The sequence below is a fragment of the Vibrio sp. YMD68 genome, from assembly GCF_029958905.1.
In the GTDB taxonomy this organism is placed as follows: Bacteria; Pseudomonadota; Gammaproteobacteria; order Enterobacterales; family Vibrionaceae; genus Vibrio.
The window spans coordinates 1,892,034-1,916,915 of record NZ_CP124614.1; the positions used below are offsets into that span (position 1 = coordinate 1,892,034).

At 43.0% G+C, this 24,882-nt stretch carries 18 protein-coding genes; 12 read left to right on the top strand and 6 right to left on the bottom strand.

Going from position 1 to position 24,882, the window contains the following annotated elements; all coding sequences use genetic code 11:
* Window positions 1–223: 223 nt before the first annotated feature.
* Window positions 224–3,277, bottom strand: a complete 3,054-nt coding sequence (locus QF117_RS14675; RefSeq protein ID WP_282386433.1) for an FAD-binding and (Fe-S)-binding domain-containing protein — start codon at window positions 3,275–3,277, stop codon at window positions 224–226.
* 209 nt (window positions 3,278–3,486) lie between these two features.
* On the opposite strand from QF117_RS14675, the gene QF117_RS14680 reads away from it, so the two are divergent.
* The 6 genes from QF117_RS14680 to QF117_RS14705 all read left to right on the top strand — a co-directional run bounded on the left by QF117_RS14680 (window position 3,487) and on the right by QF117_RS14705 (window position 8,675).
* Complete coding sequence (locus QF117_RS14680; RefSeq protein ID WP_282386435.1) at window positions 3,487–4,170, top strand: DUF3334 family protein; 684 nt, start codon at window positions 3,487–3,489, stop codon at window positions 4,168–4,170.
* A gap of 335 nt (window positions 4,171–4,505) precedes the next feature.
* A complete protein-coding gene (locus tag QF117_RS14685) occupies window positions 4,506–5,189 on the top strand; it encodes a DUF2786 domain-containing protein (RefSeq protein ID WP_026026758.1) in 684 nt (227 codons plus the stop codon).
* A 138-nt stretch (window positions 5,190–5,327) separates the two neighbouring features.
* Window positions 5,328–6,353, top strand: a complete 1,026-nt coding sequence (locus QF117_RS14690) for a J domain-containing protein (RefSeq protein ID WP_282389496.1) — start codon at window positions 5,328–5,330, stop codon at window positions 6,351–6,353.
* A gap of 183 nt (window positions 6,354–6,536) precedes the next feature.
* Window positions 6,537–6,719 carry a hypothetical protein gene (locus QF117_RS14695; RefSeq protein ID WP_017035336.1) on the top strand — a complete coding sequence of 61 codons (183 nt, stop codon included), beginning with the start codon at window positions 6,537–6,539 and terminating at the stop codon, window positions 6,717–6,719.
* Window positions 6,720–6,957: 238 nt separating this feature from the next.
* Window positions 6,958–7,347 carry a SulA-like leucine-rich domain-containing protein gene (locus QF117_RS14700; RefSeq protein WP_282386437.1) on the top strand — a complete coding sequence of 130 codons (390 nt, stop codon included), beginning with the start codon at window positions 6,958–6,960 and terminating at the stop codon, window positions 7,345–7,347.
* A gap of 224 nt (window positions 7,348–7,571) precedes the next feature.
* Window positions 7,572–8,675, top strand: coding sequence for a phosphoribosylaminoimidazolesuccinocarboxamide synthase (locus QF117_RS14705; RefSeq protein WP_017038913.1), 1,104 nt, complete (start codon window positions 7,572–7,574; stop codon window positions 8,673–8,675).
* Window positions 8,676–8,870: 195 nt separating this feature from the next.
* Here the strand turns inward: QF117_RS14705 and QF117_RS14710 are convergent, their stop codons facing one another.
* Complete coding sequence (locus QF117_RS14710; protein ID WP_282386441.1) at window positions 8,871–10,754, bottom strand: methyl-accepting chemotaxis protein; 1,884 nt, start codon at window positions 10,752–10,754, stop codon at window positions 8,871–8,873.
* Window positions 10,755–11,009: 255 nt separating this feature from the next.
* On the opposite strand from QF117_RS14710, the gene QF117_RS14715 reads away from it, so the two are divergent.
* Complete coding sequence (locus tag QF117_RS14715; RefSeq protein WP_282386442.1) at window positions 11,010–12,899, top strand: putative nucleotidyltransferase substrate binding domain-containing protein; 1,890 nt, start codon at window positions 11,010–11,012, stop codon at window positions 12,897–12,899.
* Window positions 12,900–12,908: 9 nt separating this feature from the next.
* A complete protein-coding gene (locus tag QF117_RS14720) occupies window positions 12,909–13,625 on the top strand; it encodes a 3'-5' exonuclease (RefSeq protein ID WP_282386444.1) in 717 nt (238 codons plus the stop codon).
* Window positions 13,626–13,761: 136 nt separating this feature from the next.
* On the opposite strand, the gene QF117_RS14725 is transcribed toward QF117_RS14720, so the two are convergent.
* From QF117_RS14725 to gyrA, 3 genes are all read right to left on the bottom strand, one after another.
* Window positions 13,762–15,333, bottom strand: coding sequence for a BCCT family transporter (locus QF117_RS14725; protein WP_282389497.1), 1,572 nt, complete (start codon window positions 15,331–15,333; stop codon window positions 13,762–13,764).
* A 517-nt stretch (window positions 15,334–15,850) separates the two neighbouring features.
* Window positions 15,851–16,480 (bottom strand): LysE family translocator, encoded by a 630-nt coding sequence (locus QF117_RS14730; protein ID WP_282386446.1) that lies wholly within the window; start codon window positions 16,478–16,480, stop codon window positions 15,851–15,853.
* Window positions 16,481–16,619: 139 nt separating this feature from the next.
* On the bottom strand, window positions 16,620–19,283 hold the full coding sequence (gene gyrA / locus QF117_RS14735; RefSeq protein ID WP_282386447.1) for a DNA topoisomerase (ATP-hydrolyzing) subunit A: 2,664 nt from the start codon (window positions 19,281–19,283) through the stop codon (window positions 16,620–16,622).
* 282 nt (window positions 19,284–19,565) lie between these two features.
* On the opposite strand from gyrA, the gene ubiG reads away from it, so the two are divergent.
* The 4 genes from ubiG (at window position 19,566) to yfaE (ending at window position 24,513) form a co-directional block, all read left to right on the top strand.
* Window positions 19,566–20,276, top strand: coding sequence for a bifunctional 2-polyprenyl-6-hydroxyphenol methylase/3-demethylubiquinol 3-O-methyltransferase UbiG (gene ubiG, locus QF117_RS14740; RefSeq protein WP_282386449.1), 711 nt, complete (start codon window positions 19,566–19,568; stop codon window positions 20,274–20,276).
* Between the two features lie 452 nt (window positions 20,277–20,728).
* Complete coding sequence (nrdA, locus tag QF117_RS14745) at window positions 20,729–23,011, top strand: class 1a ribonucleoside-diphosphate reductase subunit alpha (protein WP_282386451.1); 2,283 nt, start codon at window positions 20,729–20,731, stop codon at window positions 23,009–23,011.
* Between the two features lie 90 nt (window positions 23,012–23,101).
* On the top strand, window positions 23,102–24,235 hold the full coding sequence (gene nrdB, locus QF117_RS14750; RefSeq protein WP_282386452.1) for a class Ia ribonucleoside-diphosphate reductase subunit beta: 1,134 nt from the start codon (window positions 23,102–23,104) through the stop codon (window positions 24,233–24,235).
* On the top strand, window positions 24,235–24,513 hold the full coding sequence (gene yfaE / locus QF117_RS14755) for a class I ribonucleotide reductase maintenance protein YfaE (protein WP_282386453.1): 279 nt from the start codon (window positions 24,235–24,237) through the stop codon (window positions 24,511–24,513). Before nrdB ends, yfaE begins: the two co-directional genes overlap by 1 nt.
* A 33-nt stretch (window positions 24,514–24,546) precedes the next feature.
* Here the strand turns inward: yfaE and QF117_RS14760 are convergent, their stop codons facing one another.
* The gene (locus QF117_RS14760; protein ID WP_282386455.1) at window positions 24,547–24,801 is read right to left on the bottom strand and encodes a hypothetical protein; all 255 of its coding nucleotides are present in this window, start codon (window positions 24,799–24,801) and stop codon (window positions 24,547–24,549) included.
* Between the last annotated feature and the right edge of the window lie 81 nt (window positions 24,802–24,882).

The following is a 24,882-nucleotide window of genomic DNA, read 5'->3' on the forward strand; positions in this document are numbered from 1 at the left end:
TACCCCGTTTATGAGCTGTAGATAAAAAATAGCCCAGAATGATCATCTGGGCTATTTTTCTATGTACGTTTCATCGGTCTACGTTTCAATCTGTACATTTTTCTAGCTACGCACTTCTATCAACACACTTTATCTATACACTGGCATATCTAAACACTGGCATATCTAAACACTGGCATATCTAAACACTGGCATATCTAAACACTGGCGTATCTAAACAATATCAACGATCAACAACGTCTAGCAGTGCTTGTAATGGGTGTTTAACTTTCACTTGCTCAAAACGTTTAACCTGGCTTCGGCACGAGTAGCCCGTCACTAGACAACGGTCTGACGGCAGGTCTTGAAGCCTTGGTTTCCAGCTTAATGCATAAATGTCCTTTGACATCTCTAGCTTGTCTTTTTCATGCCCAAACGTGCCAGCCATGCCACAGCAACCCACGGGTACCGTGTTTAATGTCGCACCAAAGTGAGTGAAAATTTCGCCCCACTCTTTTTCGGCATTAGGCATCTTCGTTTTTTCAGTACAATGCGCCAATAAATACCAAGGTTCATTCACCGCTGTAGAAGGCTTAGCGGTTGAAGTACGAGCCTCAATGTCAGCCAACCGAGGTAATAACCATTCGTGCACGGTCAGAACATCGAAATCACCTCTGTCTTTACCCAGTACTTCGGTATATTCGTCTCGGTAGCAGAGCACTAACGCCGGATCAACACCAACCAACGGGATATCAAGATCGGCTACCAGCGACAAAAAGGTCGCGGTGTTTTTTGCACTCGAGGCAAATTGCTGCAAGAACCCTTTGATGTGCTGCGCTTTTCCATTGGGTTTGAATGGCAATAAAATGGGTGTTTTACCCAGTTTAGAAACCAGCGCAATAAAATCAGCGACTACCTCAGCGTCATAAAAGCTCGTAAACGGATCTTGAACAATCAGTACGTGGTTGCTTTTCTCTTGCTTAGATAACGCCGCGAGTCGCTGTAAATCAAACTTATGAGATTTATCCAGTTGAGAGGCTAACGTTGGCACCGACATCAACGGAGTATCGACATACCCCACACTTTTCTCTGTTAGGCTTTGAACCCAAGGCTGACGAATAGCAGCGTTAACGACCTTGGGCGCTTTCGCCATCAGTGGCAACATGGTTTCAATATTGGCGACCAGGTAATCTTTGGCTGGGCGCTGATAACGCGTGTGATAGAGATTAAGAAACCTTGAACGGAAACTAGGGACATCTACTTTAATTGGACACTGGCTTGCACAAGCTTTACAAGCTAAGCACCCATTCATTGCTTCATAAACTTCATGCGAGAAATCGTACTCATGGCGCTTGTTAATTCTGTTCCTAACGCGATCGAGTAGCGATTTAATGCTTAAACGACCCGACAAGGTTTTCTGCTCAATATCAAGGATATCGATACCCTGTTCACTTAACTGACGAAGCCATTCTCGCACAAGGCCCGCTCGTCCTTTAGGGGAATGACGCCTATCTGATGTGACTTTCATAGAAGGACACATAGGAGACGCTGTATCGTAATTGAAGCACAATCCGTTGCCATTACACTCCATCGCTTGCTTGAAGCTGTCTCTCACTTCAATGTCGATTTGACGGTCATAATAGCCACGTTTGGTGTCTGATACCTTAACGAGCTCGGCATCACTGTCTAACGGTGTACATACCTTACCTGGGTTCATTTTATTATGTGGATCGCAGGCTCTCTTGACGCGGCGAAGTTCTTGGAAAAGCACCTCACCAAAAAACTCAGGCCCATATTCAGAGCGATAGCCTTTACCGTGCTCACCCCACATCAAACCGCCATACTTAGCCACCAACTGAACCACTTGGTCCGATATTTGATGCATTAATTGCTCTTGTTCTGGATCGCAAAGATCTAAAGCCGGTCGAACATGCAATACACCCGCATCCACATGCCCAAACATCCCGTAATTGAGCTGATTGTCATCGAGAAGTTGGCGGAATTCAGCAATAAAGTCCGCTAAATTTTCTGGTGGTACACAAGTATCTTCCGCAAAAGCGACAGGTTTTGCTTTGCCTTTTGCTCCACCGAGAAGACCCACGGCTTTTTTGCGCATATTGTAAATTTTGCCAATGCTCGATAAATCACTGCACGTTTGAAAGCCAATAATTCCCGCTTCACCGTTGGTGATCATGGCTTCAATCTTGTCACTTAATGCTTTAACTTGAGCGGCAACCTTTTGTTCATCATCGCCTGCGAACTCAATCATATTGATGCCAAGCATTTCTTTATTTGGCACTTCGCGCAAAAGATCACTCACGCTGTGCCATACAATATCTTGTTTCGCTAAATTGAGGACTCGAGAATCGATGGTCTCGACCGATAAGGCATCGGCTTCTACCATAAACGGGGCATTACGTAATGCCGCATCAAAACTGGAATACTTAACGTTAACCAAGGTGCGCGCTTTTGGGATTGGCGTGAGATTTAACTTAGCTTCAGTGATAAAAGCAAGGGAGCCTTCAGAGCCACACAACACGCGAGTGAAATTAAATTGCTCGCTCTCATCAATGGCGTTTTTTAAGTCATAGCCCGTTAGGAATCGATTGAGCGGCGGAAACTTATCGAGAATTTTTTCACGGTTATCGCGACAGACTTTCTCGGTAATATCAAGAGCCATCGCAGCTTGCGTCTGCGCTTGTGGTTGACCCAGAGACAAATCTGATTCCAATATACTTCCGTCTGAAAAGACCGCTTGAAGCGACAAGACATGATCGGAGGTTTTACCGTATTTCAGTGAGCCTTGGCCTGATGCGTCGGTATTCACCATTCCACCGAGCGTGGCGCGATTGCTGGTGGACAACTCTGGAGAAAAGAAATAGCCAAATGGACGTACGGCATCATTCAGCTGATCTTTTATTATCCCCGTTTGAACGCGAACCCAACCCTCTTTTTCATTTATCTCTAACACAGCATTCATGTGACGAGATAAATCCACCACAATTCCTTTGGTCAACGACTGACCATTTGTCCCTGTGCCGCCGCCACGTGGTGAAAATGTAATGCGCTTATATTCGGGTTTTGAACTAACCTTACCTATAAGAGCAACATCATTCGTTGTTTTAGGGTGTACAACCGCTTGAGGGAGTTGTTGGTATACACTGTTATCAGTGGCTACCGCCAAACGACTGGCATATTGAGACTCGATGTCTCCACTAAAGCCAGCCTGATGAAGTTCTTGTAAGTAACTGTGTACGACTGGGTCGACATCAGATTGAAATTGCAGTCTTGGTAACATGTGCTTCCTGCCCCTAAAGCGCTGATCCAATCAGCTATGGGTAATTGTATTTATTAATTTTTTAGAATCTGGTCACTTTACAACATTTGAAAACGTGATCAAAACAGATTCTCAACCAAAAAATACAACTAATGCTTTCTTTTTTAAAACGTAAGCTTAAAAATGAGCAACGCATTCAGCAAATAGCTTTGACTTAGAGTGATTAAATAATGAAAAAAAACAAAACGGTAACCACTGAGGATATCCTTCTAAAATTGTGTCAGTCAGTGTCTGGGGTACTGACCTCTGCGACTGATTCCAAGATTTCCTACTCAGCGATGGTTCAAAAAATTAATAAGACAAGCTTAAAACCTGACTTTGGCTGCTTTGTCCTTTTTGACGGTGGTTTTTCTGGACTGGTTGTCATTAACTTTACTGCTAAGGCCGCGCTCGAAATTTATACTAACTACATGCGTAACATGGGCATGCCTGAAGATGAACTCGCGGTACTGCATACCTCAGACGAGGTGGGTGATGTGCTTGGGGAACTCATGAATCAATTAGTTGGTGACTTCACCAATAAAATTCGCAAAGAGCTACAAACCAACATCACTCAGAACCAGCCAAAAATGTTGGCATTGAACAAACAAGTGAACTTGTCAGTAGATACAAACCTTGACCGACCTCAAGCGCGACGAGTCACGTTTTCTACCACTAACAACAATATCTTCTACCTTGAACTCGCTATGGATAAAACTGAATTTATTCAACTGGAAGAGTTCGAAGTTGCCGAAGATGAATGCCCGGATTCGATTCTAGAAGCCACTCAAAACAACATGGCCACAAAAAAAGAGAAAACAAACACGGTCGAAGACTCCATGGCCAGTGATTTGCTCGATGAACTAGGAATCTAGTCTATCTGACTATGATTAAGTAATCGTGATTAAGTGGCTGTTATTAGGTGACAGTTATTAAGTGACAGTCAACGTTAGCAAAACCTTACCGACTCCCTCTTTTTTGACGATACCGAATAGAGGGAGTTTTTAATTGAACGTTGAATACCTTCAATAGATTTGAATACGTCCGCTCGATTCCAAGCGTCTATTCGGGGGGTAATCCCTCTTCTTTTTCCCTCAAATCGCCAGATTATTTTAATCTAACGGGTATTTTTATCAGAGCGATTCAGTTTATAGCCATAAAAAGGTATTATGTCAGACTTTGTAAAAATCGCATCTGCCTTAAAATATCGATGAATAAACAGAAAGCTCTAAAGAAAATTGCTAAGTGCTTAGAACTGGGTAACTCAGCCAACGTTAACGAAGCCGCCAATGCCATCAAAATGGCGCACAGTTTGATGCTCAAGTATGGCCTTGATAAAGACGATATTGAGTTCATCAAGATGGGCAAAACACAATCATCGCACTTATTACCTGCAAATATTAGTTCGACATTATTGCGCGTTATTAGAGGTATCAACACCAAGTTTGGCGTTGAGGCGGTTTTACTAAACCATAAAGGCCTTAAACGCGCGGAATTTATTGGCGAAGCTGATCGAGCCATCTTTGCTGCGTTTGCGTTTGACATTATTTATCGAGAAATGAACGAACACACCGGTCAGTTCAGAAATAGTTTTTCTGGCAGCGGCACTTCATCACTTGAAGTGACACGTCGGGTCAATTCATTCGTTTCCGGTTGGGTTGAAGGCGCGTTAGAGAAGTTACCAACCATCACACCAGATGACGAATCCAATAACAAAATCAACAACTACATAGACAAAGAATTCGAAAATATCGATAGAGAAACCTTCAAGCAACAGCTAAAGGAGGCGATGAAGAACCTCACCGCAGACTATGAGGTAGGGCTTAAAAAAGGCCGTAAGGTCTCGGTTAATCGCCCAATTGATGGTGCACAAGCGCCAAAACAATTGAAATAAATTACACCCTGTGACGGTATCTTTGCGTGTATGCTTGATACTTGGTGGTATTGTTCGCAGGTAAGGCCATCTAATCTTATACTTAGCAATGGTGGCTATGCTTGTTTTAAAGCCAACCTTATTAAATCACAACGGAATGTGCTTATCTTGAAGTGGCTTCTCTCTCTATTATTATTGTTACCGAGCCTTTGTTTTGGCGACCCAATAGCTGATCTTACGCCAAGAGCGGAATCAAATGATGCCTTGGCTCAATTTCAACTTGCAAACCTGTATGCCAATTCCGCCTCCGAAACAGATCTTGAACAAGCTTTTTATTGGTATCAACAAGCTGCCTCCAATAACCATACGCAAGCGCATTTTACATTAGCTACGTACTACCTAAAAGGCATTGGAACCGAGCCAGATTTAACCCAGGCAGTATTTTGGCTTACTAAGCTTTCTACGACAGGTAATGTCGATGCTCAGCTAGCGCTCGCAACCATTTATGAACAAACAGCAGACCAAGTAGAAAACCTCGATATGGCCGAGATTTGGTATTTGGTGGCACAACCCAATAGTGAGCTTGCAGTTGAAGGATACAGCAGAGTCTTAGAAGCTAAATTCAACCAACGGAAAGCTCAACAAGTTTCTTCTCTTGACCAACTCGATATCGCCTTCGAGCCTCAGCAAACGGATGTAAACCACACCTCAGATCAGACGCCAGTGATAAACCATCATACCAATCCAACTTACATTCTGATCGTTTTAATCATCGTTGCAGCTTCCATCATCACCTTCTTATATAACCGACGTCGCCGAGCTAAGTCAGATCATGCAACTAAAGCAACTAAAGCAACTAAAGCAGAGAATGACCAAAAGCGGCGGCTGATTGAATCAAACCAAGCTCAAGCACTGATCATCAAGCAGCAAAAAAAACAGATCGAAACGATTTATAGACAATTTAAAAAATTACAACAAGCATCACCTAAAAATGCCAACGACCAGAAACTGAACACTGCCTGCGCGATGTTTGGATTCACTTCGACAAAACTACCCGATCAAAAAACGATCAAAGTTCGTTACAAACAACTGTCCAAATTATACCACCCAGATTTGCGTGGAACGGATGATGAAATGAAACGATTAAATAATGCGCTAAAAATCATACTGACACACATTAAGTAACGCCACTCCAGGTTAATTAAATGTTACATTTAGGTGTCTTGTTTTGAGGGCCAACGATAAAATCCTCACCACGCAAGCGATCCCTCTCTCAAGGATGTAACAAACAATTAACCTCACTTCCTTTTATATGTCATAATGTTCGCAGAAAATTGAAAGTGAACTTCACTTTAGAAGGAGAAAATAATGTTCAGCTCAGAAGGTACTTGTGACTGGTGTAAAAAACCAAGCGCCCTTACCAAACTTAATTATATTGATGGAAAGTCTAACAATTCATGTGAAGACTGTTATGACCTTGCTTCATTGGATGTACGCGAATTCAACATTGCGGAACGTCAGCACCAAGAGCAGCACTGCGCACAGTACTAGACTACCCCTTCTTCTTTTCTACTCACTCTTTCACTGCCAACCAAAAGCTTTCACTAAAAAGTCACTTAACGTGGCTTTTTTAATTTCTGCCCTTTAAAACTGTCCTCTACCGATCATTAAACCATCTCAACACCCAACCTAAATCACATTTTGTTCATAATTGAAGCAACTTCTACTTGATCCTTACTCAAAATAAAACTACTGTATAGGCATACAGCATGTATATAAGGACAGGGATATGTTGCAAATACAACCTAATCAGCACTCTAAGTACAACACTCTTGCTCAGCCAACAGCTCCAATGATGATCGACGATTCAATCATGGGTCGGTTATCAGGTTTATCAAGTAGCCAGCAATGGATTCTATTTACGTCAGAATGCCCTCGTCCTGATTTTGAACAGTTTTCTTCATCGAAAATCAGCTGCAATAAAATTATTCATATGAAAGCATCTCAATCGATGACAGAACTAGAAACGGTGACAAAAGCCATTAAATCAGGCAACGCCAGTGCTGTTGTCGCTTCAAATAATATTGACCACGTTAACCAAGCCTTGCTCAAATCGTTAGCGTCGCTCCATGACTGTGAAGTATTTTTCGTTGAAGGCAGAGGCCAAAAGTATCACTAGTAAGTTCAACGAATTTTCGCACTCTTTTAGCGCCTCATTTTCGAGGCGCTTTTTTATTTTTTCTCGCTGTATCGATATACGATAGATTTTAAGCAAACGTTTGCTTTTTAAGTGTCGATGATAAAAAGTTCTGGTATGATGCGGGGCATATTCACAGCCTAAGCCCTACTGTTTGTAGTCTTGGGTTCCTTCTCAATCTGACGTTTAAAAAATAGGAATGTCTAATGAGCCTTGCTGATCAAGTTTTAGCCGTCAATGACGATTTACCCATCCGCACTAACAAGCCAGTCCACAGTGGCAAAGTTCGTTCTGTTTACTGGCTGACCGATGAAGATAGCCAGCGTCTAATTCAAGAAAAAGGGTACGACGTTGCTCCTGATGCACCGTTAGCTATCATGGTCATCAGTGACCGTATTTCTGCCTTTGATTGTATTTGGCATGCTGAAGGTGGTCTTAAAGGTGTACCAGGAAAAGGCGCTGCTCTTAACGCAATATCTAACCATTGGTTTGATTTGTTTAAGAAGAATAATCTCGCAGACAGTCATATACTGGATATCCCACATCCGTTTGTTTGGATTGTGCAAAAAGCAAAACCCGTCATGATTGAAGCCATCTGTAGAAATTACATCACAGGCTCAATGTGGCGTGCTTACGAGAAAGGTGAACGTGAATTCTGTGGTATTGAGCTTCCTGAAGGCTTAGAAAAAGATAAAGTTCTGCCTGAGCTTCTTATTACTCCTTCAACAAAAGGAATTCTTAAGGGTATTCCGGGAGTCCCTGAGGCGGATGATGTCAATATTTCTCGCAAGAACATCGAAGACAACTTTGCTGCTTTCAACTTCTCCACCTCAGACGATATAGCTCGATACGAATCCCTGCTTAAAGATGGCTTTTCTGTTATCAGTAAAGCGTTGGCCGATGTTGATCAGACGTTTGTCGATACTAAATTTGAGTTTGGCTATGTCACTGACTCAGCGGGCAATGAAAAGCTCATCTATATGGATGAAGTGGGCACGCCGGATTCTTCTCGCATTTGGGATACCAAAGAATATCAAGCAGGCAATATCGTCGAAAACTCGAAAGAAGGTTTCCGTCAATTCCTTTTAGGCCATTTTCCAGATCCAGATATTCTTCTAAATAAAGAACGCATGCCAGAAAGAGAAGCGTTGGCTCGTGATAACGCGTTGCCAAATGAAGCTCTCATGGATATCTCTAGAACTTATATCAGCATTGCAGAGAAGATTACGGGTAAACCTGTGCATCTCAGCCAAAATCCTAAGCAAGAAATTATCGATGTGCTGCGTAGCGATTACGGCCTTATAGATTAGGCCGTTTATTGATGAGGTTACTGAGACACTGCACTGTGCTAAAAGCTAAAAGCTAAGCATCAAAAGCACGATCCGCTCATCAATGATTAAAGCCTCTACAAAAAACGCCAGCAATTATTACTTGCTGGCGTTTCTATTTTCTACGAAATGATCTTGATATTGTATATACGCATAACTTTTGTCTGCGTATGTCTCTTAGAGCTTAAAGCGCCCTATTTCGTTTTGAAGTTCATTAGAAAGCGCCGACAATTCACCCGCTTGTATTGCTGCTTGATGCGCTTCCTCCGCGAGTTCGTTGGAGACATCACGAATACCCACAGTATTGCGAGAAATCTCAGAGGTCACCGTCGCTTGCTCTTCGGCAGCTGAAGCGATTTGTGTTGCCATATCACTTATCAGCTTCACTGATTGTTGTATTTGCTCAAGGCTTACTGATGCTAGGTTTGCATCTTCTACACTTGTTGTCGCGAGATCTCGGCTATCGTTCATTATATTTACAGCTTTGCTCGTAGTAACTTGCAACGTGTCAATCATAGTTTGGATTTCAGTCGTAGAAGCATGAGTCCGTTGGCTAAGTACTCTTACTTCATCGGCAACTACCGCAAAACCACGGCCCTGTTCACCAGCTCGAGCCGCTTCAATCGCCGCGTTCAGCGCAAGTAAGTTTGTCTGCTCTGCAATGCCCTGAATCGTAGAGATGATTGAGTTGATACTGTTAGCGTGTATCTCAAGCTCCTGCATTATTTGCGTCGCAGATTGTACTTCAGACTCTAGGCTATTGATTGAGTTATGCGTTTGAGTCACTCGATCGCTGCCATGAATACAGGCGCTCACCGCTTCTTCAGAATGTTTTGCGGTGTTATCAGCATTACCTGCGACCTCTTGAGTTGCAGCACCCATTTCATCAATAGCCGTGGCAACCATGTTAATGTCGTCTTGTTGTGAAACAATCCTACGGCTTCGTGTTTCAGATTGCGATAAGGTTGTTTTAGCCTGTAGAGATAATGAAGATGCTACTTCATTTAATTTACTCACAACGCTATGCATATTCCCAACAAACACATTGAAATCATTAGCTATCTTTCCTACTTCATCGTCATAGCGAGGTGTGATTCTCTGCGTGAGATCAGCTTCGCCACTAGCAATGTTTTCCATTGCTACTGAAACTCTAGTGAGATCATTAAATAAATAGTTGACCAATAAAGTGAGAATAATCATTACAAAGATTGCGACAAACAATGCAGTGACGATTAAGCTCTCTATTAACGAAATATTGCCCGCTGCTTCCGTTTCATAATCCATGACAATAGTGAAAATCCAACTGGTGCCGCTAACAGGATAAAAATACATCAGTTTTTCTTTTCCATTAACAAAAATGTGCTCTACTTGATTTGTTCGAATTGCACTACTAATGAAAGGCATAGAAAGCTGATTAGATAGCTGAGTTATTGGTTTGAGAGTTAAACTTTGGTCTGGGTGCGCTAAAAACGTCCCGTCGTTTGACTCAATAAGAGCCGCATAAGCATTATGACCGACATCTAGATTTATCACATCAGACACGAGCTGTTTGATCAGTACATCAGCACCTACTACGCCAGCCAATTTTGAACCTTGGTAAACGGGCTCTGCAATAGTGACCAGTAATTCATTGGTTATCGCATCTTGGTACGCACTGGTCACTATTTGTTTATTCTCTTTTAGCGCGTCTTTGTACCAAGGACGCTCTCTCGGATCATACCCAGCTCTATTCCGTTCAGGGTGCGAACGTAACATATCGCCGTTAACCGTACCGAAAAATATATCATCGAAACCACCTGAAATTCTTGCTTGTTTCAAGAAAGGGATAACATCTGGTTGTGTGCTGTTATAGTTAAACGCTGAAGAAATATTTTTGCGAATATCCACCCACTCTGAAATGCCTTCCGAAGCCGTTGCTGCAATGCTTTCTGATCGCGAGTAGATGTTCGATCTGGTTTCATCAACGAGCTTAAATCCAGACAGTGCGGTTAAAATGGTGGCCATCAAAACTACCGACGCGATGCTACTAGCGGTGAGTTTACGCTTTAGTGTCAATTTCATATTGTTTCACATTAGACTTATAAAACCCGAATAGTACAGATAACTCTTGGCACTTTCACTACAATTAATCTATTTTTTTCAATCTCATAAGTCTCTCTTATTCAATGTAATTATTATTAACTTTCACGCTTTATCAAACGCCAAATTGTTCACAATACAACCTACCAATTTACACATTAATTACATACGGTACGTCACTCTACACACCGATACAAAATGGTATACTATCGGGAAAATGACTCAACGGATTCAATAATGGAAGCTGAACTTCTCGAAATTCAAAACTTTCTTTCTCAACGCCCTCCATTTGATGATCTCCCTCCAGAAGTGCTGGAACACGTCACCAAACATGTCGAAATTTCCTATTTTCGTAAAGATACCCCCATCATTCACTTTGGCGATAACATCAATGATTTGTATATCGTACGTAGCGGTATCGTTGAAGTCTATCGTCGTAAAGGGGAACTCTATAATCGCATCGATGAGGGCGCTGTTTTTGGCCAAATGGGGTTGTTAACCAATAATAAAGTACGCTTTCCTGCTAAGGCTATTGAAGACACTCTACTCTATTGTCTTCCGGAGGCGATATTCCAAGAACTGTATGACAACCACGACTCTTTCGCTGATTTTGTGGAAGTAGAAGATAACGCCCGCCTTAGGCAAACCGTGTCCAGTACCGAAGATGATAACGACTTAACGACCTGTAAGGTTCGGACGCTACTCACGCGAGACGTACTTTTTATTGCCGGAACCGAAACCATTCAGCAAGCGGCCATTAAAATGGCTGAAGAGAATGTCTCTTCACTGCTTATTATTGATCAAAACAAGCTCGACAATGATGATAGCGATGAAAGCCCCGTTCTTGGAATCATTACCGATAGAGACCTCTGTACTCGAGTTATCGCTGAGGGATTAGACGCAAATGATGACGTTGCCAGCGTGATGACTACGGAAGTGATCTCTCTTGATCACAACGCCTACGTCTATGAAGCGATGCTGACCATGTTGCGATACAATGTTCATCATCTCCCCGTACTAAAAGATCGCCAACCCATTGGGATAATCGAAGCTACCGATATCGTTCGGTATGAGTCTCAAAACTCTCTTCTTCTTGTAAGCAGTATTTTCCAACAGCAAACCATCGAAGAGCTCGTCCAAATTTCTGAGCAAGTGAAAGACAGCTTTGTGCGCCTGGTCAACGAAGATGCCAATTCTCACATGGTTGGGACAGCAATGTCGGTTATTGGTCGTAGTTTCAAACAGCGCATCATCGAGCTTGCTGAGCAAGAACTTGGCCCTGCACCGATCCAATATTGCTTTTTAGCACTTGGTTCCATGGGTCGAGACGAGCAACTTATCGTCACGGATCAAGATAACGCCATTATCCTTGATGACAGCTACATTCCTGAAAAGCACAGCGCTTACTTTGAGAAGTTCGCTCGGTTTGTTTGTGATGGCCTTGCTATGTGTGGTTACACTCTGTGCACTGGCGACATTATGGCCACCAATCCCGACTGGCGAATGACACGACGCGAATGGGAAGAGTGCTTCTCTGATTGGATAGATGACCCCAACCCAAAAGCGTTGCTTAATTCCTCGATATTTTTTGATCTTGATGGTGTTTATGGTCGCTTAAAATGGGCGGAACAGTTGAATAGTTTTATCGTGCGCCGTGCAAAGAAGAACAATCGTTTTCTAGCGTGTCTCGCTCGAAATGCACTCAATCGAACGCCACCACTTGGCTTTTTTAAAGATTTCGTTATGGAAAAAGATGGTCGCCACAACAACTCCATCAACTTGAAACGCCGAGGTACGGCACCACTTGCCGATCTCATTCGCGTTCATGCCCTGGCAGTCGGTTCACGTTCAACCAATTCTTTTGAGCGATTGGACGATATTATTGATGCCGGCATTCTCCCTAAAGGTCGAGCACAAGATCTTCGAGATGCAATGGAGTTCATTTCCATGGTACGCATTCGTCACCAAGCCATTGACGTAGAAAACGAAATTGAGCCAGATAATAATATCGAGCCAGAAAACTTGTCCGATTTTGAGCGCCGCAATTTAAAAGACGCCTTTCAGATTTTGAGTAACGCACAAAACTTTTTGAAATTCCGTTACCAAGCTAGCAGCAGTTTCAAATAGGACCCTGGCATGAATAGTTTTATACGCAAACCAGCCGTAGATTGGGCTTTAAAGTTTAAAAAGCATCTTGCTATGGCAAAGCACCCTGTCCTGACTCATTTTTATCAGCAGTCTATTCCTGATGCGACCACGCCCATTGGTGACATCGAATTTCTAGCTGTTGATTTTGAAACCACCGGGTTAGATCCAAAAAAAGACGATATCATTACCGTGGGAGTCGTTCCGTTCACTCTCAATCGAATCTATCTGAATCGAGCCCAACACTGGACCGTCAGACCAAGAAAACAGTTGAGCGAAGAATCTGTGGTGATCCATGGAATAACCCACAGTGACATCATCGACGCACCCGATTTAACCGAGGTTATTGAAGAAATCTTAGCGTGCCTTTCTGGCCGTATTCTGGTTGTTCATTACCATCGTATTGAACGAGAGTTTTTAGATCGAGCTCTACGTGCTCGGTTTGAGGAAGGAATTGAGTTCCCGGTTGTCGATACCATGCAAATAGAAAGTCGCATCCAAGCGCAATGGGCTGGAGGGTTCTGGAACAGACTCAAAGGGAAAAAACCACAATCTGTCAGGCTTGGGCAAAGTCGTATTCGTTACCACCTGCCCACTTACACTCCGCATCATGCCCTTACTGATGCCATCGCCACAGCCGAGCTGCTACAAGCACAAATTTCATACCACTACGATCCTAATCAGCCTATACGAGATTTTTGGATCTAAGCTTTACCCTGCTATTCCAATTAAGAGTACTCACCTATTCGGTTAACCATTCTCTCGCAATATGTTCAGATAAAAAAAACTCTAGCGGCATGGCTAGAGTTTTTGATCGTGCGTCGATTATCTTAGTGCTCGTTGATTAACGTTTTTCTGTGCGCATACCCATTAATAGACTTACACACATCAGAAGCAATATAAATACAAATGGTAATGCGGTTGAAATGGCTCCGGCTTGAAGCGCTTCAATCGCTTGAGTACCACCGATCCAGAGTAATGCGACGGCAATGGCCCCTTCCATAAAGGCCCAAAAGACACGTTGTAGTACCGGTGCGTCTATTTTTCCGCCTGAAGTAATGCTGTCGATAACCAATGAACCGGAGTCTGAAGACGTAATAAAGAATACAAGAACCAGAACAACGGCCACAATAGAAAGCAAAGAACCAAGCGGCAGTAAATCGAACATCTGGAACATCGCCAGAGACACGTCCGTCAATCCATTTACACCGAGTTCACCTACGCCATTCTTAACTTGATCAATCGCCATTCCACCGAATGTAGACATCCACAGTATGGTAAATGCTGTAGGGATAAGTAGTACTGCAGTGATGAATTGTCTAACCGTGCGACCTCGAGAAACACGCGCGATAAACATCCCTACAAATGGTGACCATGATACCCACCACGCCCAGTAGAATACCGTCCAGCCTTGGAACCATGCTTCATCGGCACGTCCGTGAGGGTTACTCAATGGAATGATATTTTCAATGTAAGAAAAGAGTGTTGTTGGAATAGAACCCAATGTCACCGCGTAGCCCACTAGACAAACGAGTACTAGGAGGGCAACAGCAATAATCATGTTGATATTACTAATGACTTTAACACCGCCATCGATACCACGTATCACTGACACAACCGCTAATAAGGTCACAATGGTAATAACGATGATTTGCGTGGTTAAGCCTGCCTCTATGCCAAATACATGTTGGATACCACTCGCAGCTTGCTGAGCACCCAAACCAAGTGATGTAGCAAGACCAAACAGTGTTGCTAATACCGCAAGTATGTCTACGATATGACCAGGCCAACCCCATGCTCTATCCCCTAAAATAGGGTAAAAAATAGAACGGATAGAGAGTGGAAGTCCTTTATTGTAGGTAAAGAAGGCTAGCGATAACGCAACAACACTGTATATCGCCCATGGGTGTAATCCCCAGTGATACATAGTGGCACCCAATGCTAGTCGAGCGGCTTCTGGTGTATTGGGTGTTACGTTAAGTGGTGTTTCATACCAGCCAGTGAAGTAGGCAACCGGCTCTGCAACACTCCAAAACATCAGACCAATACCCATACCCGCTGCAAACAGCATTGAGAACCAGGAAATTAATGAATAATCTGCAACGGCATCTTGTCCGCCTAGGCGAATTTTGCCAAATGGCGAGACCACAAGAGCCAGACAAAATAGTACAAAGATATTCCCAGACCAAATGAACAGCCAATCAAAAGCGCCAATAATTTTCCATTTGACTCCGTCCAGTGCCGTTTTGGCGGTTTCAGCATCTGAAAACAATACTGCGAGCAAAAATAGCCCAATCAAACCAGCACTTATACCAAATACAGGGTTGTGTACGTCAAATCCCCATTTCTGAACGTTATCTTGACCTACGGTATAGTCCGTGCTGTCAATACTGTACTTATCGATCCCTTTCGTCATCATTCCTCTCTTAAAACTAAAATCGTAGTCGATAAAAAACACGACCAGTAAAAATCACCCATTTTTACCAATCACAGTAAGTAGTTAGAAATAGCGTAGAAAAAAGCTTGATAGCAAGACAGGGTTTTCGGTAGATAGAGATTCTACTATCAAAAACTCTCATGCAGTTATCGAGTGTTTTAACAAGCTAAGAAGACCCGTTATTTACTGCGATAGGTATTAATACCTATGATGGTTTCTAGTTGTCGTGATTCGCGTCTGTAATGATACAGTATTTCATGGTGAGAATCAGTAATCCGTACGTATCCTTGTAACTTTCCTACTATATTTCGGACCAGTTGAGTAAAAATCGTACTTAAACGAGGCTGGATTGACTTATTTTGATAGCAAAATTACAAAAGCCTAGCGACGTACTAGGCTCTATACGTTTTATATAACACTGAATTTATATGGGTATATCTTGAAAGGTGTGGCCACTGACACTGACACTGACTCTCACTCTCTCCTCACCCTACTCTCAGTTTCGGCTCGAAAAGGACAGTAAGGTTCCGGCTCCAATAAAAACACCGCCCGTCAAACGATTAAATAGCTTGGCTCTTCCTTTTGCAAATAGCCAACTAGAGGAGCGATTCCCCAAGCGTACGTAAAGCATTAACCATGAAAATTCCAAGACAACAAATGTTAAGCAGAAGATGATGTACTGGACCAGCATATTTGAGCTTGCATCAATAAATTGTGGAAAAAGTGCACTAAAGAACAGAATCGCTTTGGGGTTACTTGCTCCCACAATAAAGCCACTCAGAAAGTGTTCGCGAATATTGGCCTCTTCACTTGGCTTATTGTCTGCTGCTTGATAGTCCTGTTGCTGAGAGCGAAAAGACTGAATGCCGAGATAAACTAAATATGCCGCGCCTATCCATTTAATAATATTAAATAGCCACTCTGAAGATGAGACGATGACCCCTAGGCCAACGAAAGATAAGGTTAATATCGAGGTAATAGCGGTTAAGCTACCAAGAGCCGTGTAAAGACCCGTTTTTGTACCATGAGTGACGCCTTTCGTCATACATAAAAGTGCACTTGGTCCTGGTGATGCCGTTAGTACGAGAACGGCAATAAGATACACAATCCATGTGTCTAATGTCATATTCAACTCCTTTAATTGGTTTCAACACTAATTGAACAGAAAACATTCATCATGTAAACCCCATAATTGGTTGATATTCTTGCTCAGATACAAAAAAGCCGAGCTAAATCGCTCGGCTTTTGTTCAACGTGATTTACGATTATTCGCCATCAGGCTCTTCGTTCACTTCACTATCAGAGTCTGTACTGCTCTCTACATCCGGTGACGTAACCTCACTTGAAGCTGTCGCATCTTCAGACGCTTCTTCAGATTGCTCACCATCCAACAGTTCAGATTCTTCAACTTCATCAATACGTTGAAGACCCACTACATTTTCATCATCTGCAGTACGAATCAGAGTAACACCTTGAGTATTACGACCCACTTGGCTGACTTCAGATACACGGGTACGAACCAAGGTTCCAGCATCCGTGATCATCATCATTTCATCGCCTTCGTCAACCTGAATAGCACCAACTACTGGGCCATTACGGTCTGAAACTTTGATGGAAACAACACCCTGAGTCGCTCTACCCTTAGTTGGGTATTCGGCTAATTGTGTACGTTTACCGTAACCATTCTCAGTGACCGTTAAAATTTCACCGTCAGTGGAAGGAACAATAAGTGACACAACTTGATCGCCATCGACCAGTTTCATACCACGAACACCCGCTGCGGTACGACCCATCGGACGCACTTTATCTTCACTAAAGCGAACCACTTTACCCGCTTTAGAGAACAGCATAATGTCACTGTCGCCATTGGTGATATCAACACCAATCAATGAATCTTCGTCACGTAAGTTAACAGCAATTAGGCCATTAGCTCGTACGTTAGCAAACTGATCTAATGATGTTTTCTTAACGGTACCATCGCCAGTTGCCATGAAGATGTACTTCTCTGGGCTGAACTCAGAAACCGGTAAGATTGCGGTAATACGTTCGTTTTCTTCCAATGGAAGGATATTGACGATCGGCTTACCACGAGCAGTACGGCTCGCTTGCGGTAATTGGTATACCTTCAAGCGGTACGTTTTTCCACGAGTTGAGAAACATAAGATGTTGTCATGAGTATTAGCAACCAGCAGACGCTCGATGTAATCCTCTTCTTTCATCTTAGTGGCACTCTTACCTTTACCACCACGACGCTGTGCTTCGTAGTCGCTCAAGATTTGGTACTTAACGTATCCTTCGTGAGACAACGTGACAACAACATCTTCACGAGCAATAAGCTCTTCCATATCAATATCATGGACAGCGGCTGTGATTTCAGTGCGACGGGCATCGCCAAAGTTTTCTCTTACTAGCTCAAGCTCTTCACGGATAACTTCCATCAAGCGCTCGGTACTTGCAAGGATATGCATTAACTCGGCAATTTCTTCGAGTAGTGCTTTGTACTCATCTAGAATTTTCTCATGTTCTAGACCTGTTAATCTATGAAGACGCAATTCCAAGATTGCTTGAGCTTGGGTTTCCGTCAGGTAGTATTGACCATCACGAATACCATACTCATCTTCAAGCCAATCAGGACGAGCAGCATCGGTGCCTGCACGCTCTAACATTGACGCGACGTTACCAAGATCCCATCCACGCGCAACAAGCTCAACTTTCGCTTCTGCTGGTGTCGGAGCGTTCTTGATCAGTGCGATAATTTCATCAATGTTCGCTAGAGCAAGAGAAAGCGCTTCAAGAATATGTGCGCGTTCACGAGCTTTTTTCAGCTCATAAATCGTACGACGAGTTACCACTTCACGGCGGTGATCAACAAAGCACTTCAACATATCTTTCAGGTTGAATAGCTGAGGTTGGCCATTGTTAAGTGCAACCATGTTGACACCAAAGGTCGTTTGCAGCTGTGTCTGAGAGTAAAGGTTGTTCAGTACAACTTCACCCACAGCATCACGCTTACATTCAATAACAATACGCATACCATCTTTGTCAGACTCATCGCGTAGTGCACTGATACCTTCTACTTTCTTGTCTTTAACGAGCTCAGCGATTTTTTCAATCAATCTTGCTTTGTTAACTTGATACGGGATCTCAGTAACGATGATCGTTTCTTTACCGTTCTTATCCGCCTCTATATCCGCTTTAGAGCGCATGTAGACTTTTCCGCGACCAGTCTTATAGGCGTCAACAATGCCCTTGCGGCCACTGATTAATGCTGCTGTCGGGAAATCAGGACCTGGGATGTAGTCCATGAGTTCATCAATAGTAATGTCTTCATTATTAATGAACGCTAAGCAACCATCGATCACTTCCGTCAAGTTATGCGGAGGAATATTGGTTGCCATACCGACTGCGATACCAGAAGCACCGTTAACCAATAGGTTCGGGATCTTAGTAGGCAGTACCGCTGGGATTTGCTCTGTTCCATCATAGTTAGGAACGTAGTCAACGGTCTCTTTATCAAGATCCGCCAATAGCTCGCCGGCTATTTTTGACATACGAACTTCGGTGTAACGCATTGCCGCCGCTGAATCGCCATCAACCGAACCAAAGTTACCTTGGCCATCGACTAGCATATAGCGTAGTGAGAACGGCTGCGCCATACGAACGATCGATTCGTATACAGCACTATCACCATGTGGGTGATACTTACCGATTACATCACCTACCACACGGGCAGATTTTTTATATGATTTGTTCCAATCATTACCCAATACATTCATCGCGAATAAAACGCGGCGGTGTACTGGTTTTAGGCCATCACGCACATCTGGAAGCGCTCGACCAACGATGACTGACATCGCATAGTCAAGGTATGAACCTCTAAGTTCATCTTCTATGTTTACCGGCGTGATCTCTTTAGCTAGATCGCTCATAGAGCCATTATCCCTCTATATTTTGATCGTATATTGATACGTACAAGGTCGGAAAATATAACACACATTTAGCCTATTCGGCATCACTTTCCCTTTCCTTTTATCATGTTGTGAACTTGGTTGTGAATCAACTGCCGAGAATTTACACAATCGCTGTATACCCACTTGATTATTGGTTAAATTTCATCCGCTCAATGATGAAAAACCCTTCACCTATAGTCAGGTGCAGATAACCCGTTATAATGCTGGCAAGTATATAGGAATATGAGTGAAGTACGGATTATGACCACAAAGCAAAATGTAGACCCTAGCGAAATCAAAAAATTTGAAGACATGGCATCAAGGTGGTGGGATTTTGAAGGCGAATTTAAACCCCTTCACCAAATTAATCCTCTGCGTCTTAACTATGTCTTAGAGAAGTCGGACGGGCTTTTTGGAAAAGTCGTTTTAGATGTGGGTTGTGGCGGCGGTATTCTCGCTGAGAGCATGGCAAAAGAAGGCGCCATTGTTACTGGGCTAGATATGGGTAAAGAACCGCTAGAAGTCGCTCGCCTACATGCACTGGAGACCGGAACCACCCTTACTTATATACAAAGTACCATTGAAGATCACGCCTTAGAGAATGCACAGAAATACGATGTCGTTACTTGCATGGAAATGCTAGAGCATGTACCGGACCCGCTTTCTGTGGTGCAATCTTGCGCTGCACTTGTTAAGCCTGGCGGTCATGTCTTCTTCTCAACGTTGAACAGAAACTTCAAATCGTATCTGTTTGCCATTGTTGGGGCAGAAAAGCTCTTAAAAATAGTGCCGGAAGGTACCCATGACCACGACAAGTTCATTCGCCCTTCGGAACTGATCAAGATGGTCGATAAAACGAGCCTGGTTGAGCAAGGAATCACGGGGCTTCATTACAATCCATTAACAGACGCTTATAAGCTGGGCCCAAATGTGGATGTCAATTACATTGTCCACACTCATTACCCTATCTAGGGCAAATTGATTTGTCTCCTGGGTAGCATGTATTAATGCTGCCCATTCTTCCTTTTGTTGCTTGGTTTTTGTGCGTTAGATTCCAAATTGTACAGTCTGATTTAAGGTTCGATTTTTAGCAAAAGATCAAGGAAAATATTTTTGTTTGTGGCGAGATTTAAACCGATTACAAAACGGTAACTTTAGACACTCAGCAACGTTCTTTCTTCCTCAGTAAGTGGACACTTACAGTTTTTTTTAAATTTGTCAGTTATCCACAAGTCATCCAAGATCTCTGCCTTGATAATTGCATGGCATAGCACTATCTTGTAACCCAAATGACCAGATACCCCTATATGTTGTGTTTTGAACTAGAATATATAGAGAGAGCTTGATCACAAAGCCAGTACCCATTTTAGTAAAGTTACATACAAATAGAGCTTTCATCCGTTTTGTTAGGGAACGAAATCAGAATGAATCAACAACTCACTGTCACCAAGCGTGATGGACGTAAAGAAAGTATTGATCTCGAGAAGCTACACCGCGTGATCACATGGGCTGCAGAAGGCCTTCACAATGTCTCCGTTTCACAAGTAGAACTAAGAGCTCACATTCAGTTCTATGACGGTATTACGACTTCTGACATTCATGAAACTATCATCAAGTCTGCTGCTGATTTAATTTCAGAAGAAACGCCAGATTACCAATATTTGGCTGCGCGTCTTGCTGTCTTCCATTTACGAAAAAAAGCCTACGGCCAATATGAGCCGCCTAAGCTTTATGATCATGTTTCTCGTCTCGTCGAAACGGGAAAATATGATAAGCACTTGATGGAAGATTATTCTCAAGCTGAATTTGAAGAGCTAAACAGCTACATCGACCACAAACGTGATTTAGACTTCTCTTATGCTGCCGTTAAACAACTCGAAGGAAAGTACTTCGTTCAGAACCGTGTGTCTGGTGAAATCTATGAAAGTGCGCAGTTTCTGTATATTCTAGTTTCAGCGTGCTTGTTTGCGAATTATCCAAGAGAAACTCGTCTTGGCTACATCAAGCGTTTCTACGATGCGACGTCGACATTCAAAATCTCACTGCCAACGCCAATTATGGCGGGTGTGCGTACGCCGACCCGTCAGTTCAGTTCATGCGTTCTTATCGAATGTGGCGATAGTTTAGATTCTATCAATGCGACCGCTAGCTCGATTGTTCGTTATGTCTCTCAACGCGCTGGTATTGGTATTAACGCGGGGCGTATTCGTTCTTTAGGCTCAGAAATACGAGGTGGTGAAGCTTTTCACACGGGTTGTATCCCTTTTTATAAGTATTTCCAAACCGCAGTGAAATGTTGTTCTCAGGGTGGTGTGCGAGGCGGCGCAGCAACCGTCTTCTACCCTCTTTGGCATGGTGAAGTCCAATCACTGTTGGTACTCAAAAATAACCGTGGTGTTGAAGAAAACCGTGTTCGTCATATGGATTACGGCGTACAGCTGAACAAACTCATGTATTCTCGCCTGGTCCAAGGTGGAAACATCAGTTTATTCTCACCGTCTGACGTTCCTGGCCTATACGATGCTTTCTTCGAAGATCAAGATGAATTTGAGCGTTTATATGTTCAATACGAAAATGACCCATCGGTTAAGAAAACCTCGGTAAAGGCCGTTGAGCTGTTCTCTCTTCTTATGCAAGAAAGAGCCTCTACTGGTCGTATCTACATCCAAAATGTCGATCACTGTAATACTCATAGCCCATTTGATTCAAAAGTAGCACCGGTTCGTCAATCTAACTTATGTTTAGAAATTGCATTGCCAACGAAGCCTCTTTCGAATGTAGAAGATGATCAAGGCGAGATCGCTCTTTGTACTCTTTCTGCTTTCAATCTTGGGGCTATCAACGAATTAGATGATCTGGCTGAATTATCCGATCTGGTTGTTCGTGCTCTCGACGCCTTATTGGATTACCAAGACTACCCATTACCAGCGGCGTACAAGTCAACAATGAACCGTCGTACTTTAGGTGTCGGCGTTATCAACTATGCCTACTACTTAGCTAAGAATGGCGTGAAATATTCTGACGGTAGCGCAAATGGTTTGACTCACCGTACTTTTGAAGCGATTCAATACTACCTTCTAAGAGCATCGGTTGAACTCGCGAAAGAACAAGGTCGTTGTCCTTCGTTCCATGAGACGAACTACGCGAAAGGTCTGCTACCCATCGATACTTATAAAGCGGACATTGATAAGATTTGTGATGAACCTTTGCATTACGACTGGGATGCGCTGCGCTCTGACATTATGGAATACGGTCTGCGTAACTCAACGTTAACAGCACTAATGCCATCAGAGACCTCATCGCAGATCTCCAACGCGACAAACGGCATTGAGCCACCTCGTGGGTATGTCTCTGTCAAAGCGTCTAAAGATGGTATTTTGAAGCAGGTTGTTCCTGATTTCGTTAATCTCAAAGAGAACTACGAGTTATTATGGAATATCGGTCCAAACGATGGCTACCTTCACCTTGTGGGTATCATGCAAAAGTTTGTCGACCAAGCCATCTCAGCGAATACAAACTACGACCCTAGCGTTTACGATAGTGGTAAAGTGCCAATGAAGAAACTTCTACAAGATCTTCTCACCGCTTATAAATATGGCGTAAAGACACTTTATTACCATAATACCCGCGATGGCGCTAAAGACGAGCAATCCGATTCGGTTGCTGTTGAAGAGGAAGATTGCGCAGGAGGTGGTTGCAAGATTTAACTTGTGACTTCTCATGAAACGCAATCAACAACAACCCTAAGATTTATTGCCCTTCTTTACGGAAGGGCTTAAAAAGGAATTGAGGCATTTATGGCTTACAGTACTTTTTCTCAAAACAAAAATGACCAATTAAAAGAACCTATGTTTCTGGGTCAACCTGTTAACGTTGCTCGTTATGACCAGCAGAAATTTGAGATTTTTGAAAAACTGATCGAAAAGCAATTGAGCTTTTTCTGGCGTCCAGAAGAAGTCGATGTGTCGAGTGATAGAATCGACTACAACAAACTTCCTGAACATGAAAAGCACATTTTTATTTCTAATCTGAAATATCAAACGCTGCTTGATTCGATACAAGGTCGCAGCCCGAACGTTGCCTTACTGCCATTGGTGTCACTACCAGAAGTCGAGACTTGGATTGAAACTTGGTCATTCTCGGAAACGATTCACTCACGTTCGTACACGCATATCATTCGTAACATCGTTAACGATCCTAGCATTGTGTTCGATGATATCGTTGAAAACGAACACATTCTTAGCCGCGCGAAGGATATCGCTCGTTACTATGATGAATTGATTGAGCTAACCAGCGACTACCACCGCTATGGTGAAGGTACTCATCAAATTAACGGTGAATCAGTAACGGTTTCTCTGCATAATTTGAAGAAAAAATTATACCTTTGCCTAATGTCAGTGAACGCTCTAGAAGCCATTCGTTTTTATGTCAGCTTTGCCTGTTCCTTTGCGTTTGCTGAACGTGAACTTATGGAAGGTAACGCTAAGATAATCAAGCTTATTGCTCGCGATGAGGCTCTTCACCTTACTGGTACTCAGCATATGCTGAACATCCTTCGTAATGGTCAAGATGATTTCTCCTTTATGCAAATCGCGGAAGAGTGTAAGCAAGAGTGTTTCGATCTATTTAAAGATGCTGCTGAGCAAGAAAAAGAATGGGCTGAATACCTATTCAAAGATGGCTCTATGATTGGCTTAAACAAAGATATCTTGTGCCAATACGTCGAGTACATCACTAATGTTCGTATGCAAGCGGTTGGCCTAGGCACCGCATACCCTGAGGCGACATCGAACCCTATTCCTTGGATCAATGCCTGGTTATCTTCAGATAACGTGCAAGTCGCGCCACAGGAAGCAGAAATCAGCTCTTACCTGGTTGGCCAGATTGACAACGAAGTTAGCGCAAATGATTTTGAGGATTTTGAACTGTAATGGCCCAACTTAAAATCAACAAAGTCACCACCATTGAGTCAAACTCTTCCAATACCTTATTGGAATCGCTCGAGTTGGCTGGTCTTGAGCCAGAATACAATTGCCGTGACGGGCACTGCGGAGCGTGTCGCTGTACATTGGATTCAGGGGAAGTCGAGTTTGTTGGTTTTGCTATGGCCTATACAGAGAATAATGAAATTTTGCCTTGTATCTGTAAAGCCAAAAGCAACGTTGAGCTATCAAATGTTCGCTATCGACTGAAAGAAAAACGCGCGTAGCGCGCATTCATCAAAGTCATCGAGAAAGGTCAGTTATAAACTGGCCTTTTTTATTCCTTCCAAAAATGCATCAGCCGTAAACATCGAAACCGGTTTATCCGCAATTTCTCGACCGTCATCATCAAACAAAGAGAGACGATATCCTTGCGCCACTTTGCTGCTGTCTTCAATCGGCGCGTGTCGCCAATCAGATGCCAAGTCGTAACCATGGGTGCTAAGCGCTTCACCTAAAACCACTTTTTGACTTGCCACTTGATACCAGACTAAAATTTTCGAGTGAGAAAACACAGTGACCTCCTTGACCGAATGTTTCATCGAAGGAGATAGTGTACAAGTAATCGCCACCATTGATAGCCTCAAAAATAGGAC

Bases quoted from the DNA above. Each gene is read 5' to 3' on its own strand.
- ubiG (WP_282386449.1), top strand. From the start codon at position 19,566: ATGACCACAAAGCAAAATGTAGACCCTAGCGAAATCAAAAAATTTGAA.
- gyrA (WP_282386447.1), bottom strand. From the start codon at position 19,283: ATGAGCGATCTAGCTAAAGAGATCACGCCGGTAAACATAGAAGATGAA.
- QF117_RS14725 (WP_282389497.1), bottom strand. From the start codon at position 15,333: ATGACGAAAGGGATCGATAAGTACAGTATTGACAGCACGGACTATACC.
- QF117_RS14705 (WP_017038913.1), top strand. From the start codon at position 7,572: ATGAGCCTTGCTGATCAAGTTTTAGCCGTCAATGACGATTTACCCATC.
- QF117_RS14710 (WP_282386441.1), bottom strand. From the start codon at position 10,754: ATGAAATTGACACTAAAGCGTAAACTCACCGCTAGTAGCATCGCGTCG.
- QF117_RS14700 (WP_282386437.1), top strand. From the start codon at position 6,958: ATGTTGCAAATACAACCTAATCAGCACTCTAAGTACAACACTCTTGCT.
- QF117_RS14720 (WP_282386444.1), top strand. From the start codon at position 12,909: ATGAATAGTTTTATACGCAAACCAGCCGTAGATTGGGCTTTAAAGTTT.
- QF117_RS14685 (WP_026026758.1), top strand. From the start codon at position 4,506: ATGAATAAACAGAAAGCTCTAAAGAAAATTGCTAAGTGCTTAGAACTG.
- QF117_RS14715 (WP_282386442.1), top strand. From the start codon at position 11,010: ATGGAAGCTGAACTTCTCGAAATTCAAAACTTTCTTTCTCAACGCCCT.
- QF117_RS14680 (WP_282386435.1), top strand. From the start codon at position 3,487: ATGAAAAAAAACAAAACGGTAACCACTGAGGATATCCTTCTAAAATTG.
- nrdB (WP_282386452.1), top strand. From the start codon at position 23,102: ATGGCTTACAGTACTTTTTCTCAAAACAAAAATGACCAATTAAAAGAA.
- nrdA (WP_282386451.1), top strand. From the start codon at position 20,729: ATGAATCAACAACTCACTGTCACCAAGCGTGATGGACGTAAAGAAAGT.
- yfaE (WP_282386453.1), top strand. From the start codon at position 24,235: ATGGCCCAACTTAAAATCAACAAAGTCACCACCATTGAGTCAAACTCT.
- QF117_RS14730 (WP_282386446.1), bottom strand. From the start codon at position 16,480: ATGACATTAGACACATGGATTGTGTATCTTATTGCCGTTCTCGTACTA.
- QF117_RS14695 (WP_017035336.1), top strand. From the start codon at position 6,537: ATGTTCAGCTCAGAAGGTACTTGTGACTGGTGTAAAAAACCAAGCGCC.
- QF117_RS14675 (WP_282386433.1), bottom strand. From the start codon at position 3,277: ATGTTACCAAGACTGCAATTTCAATCTGATGTCGACCCAGTCGTACAC.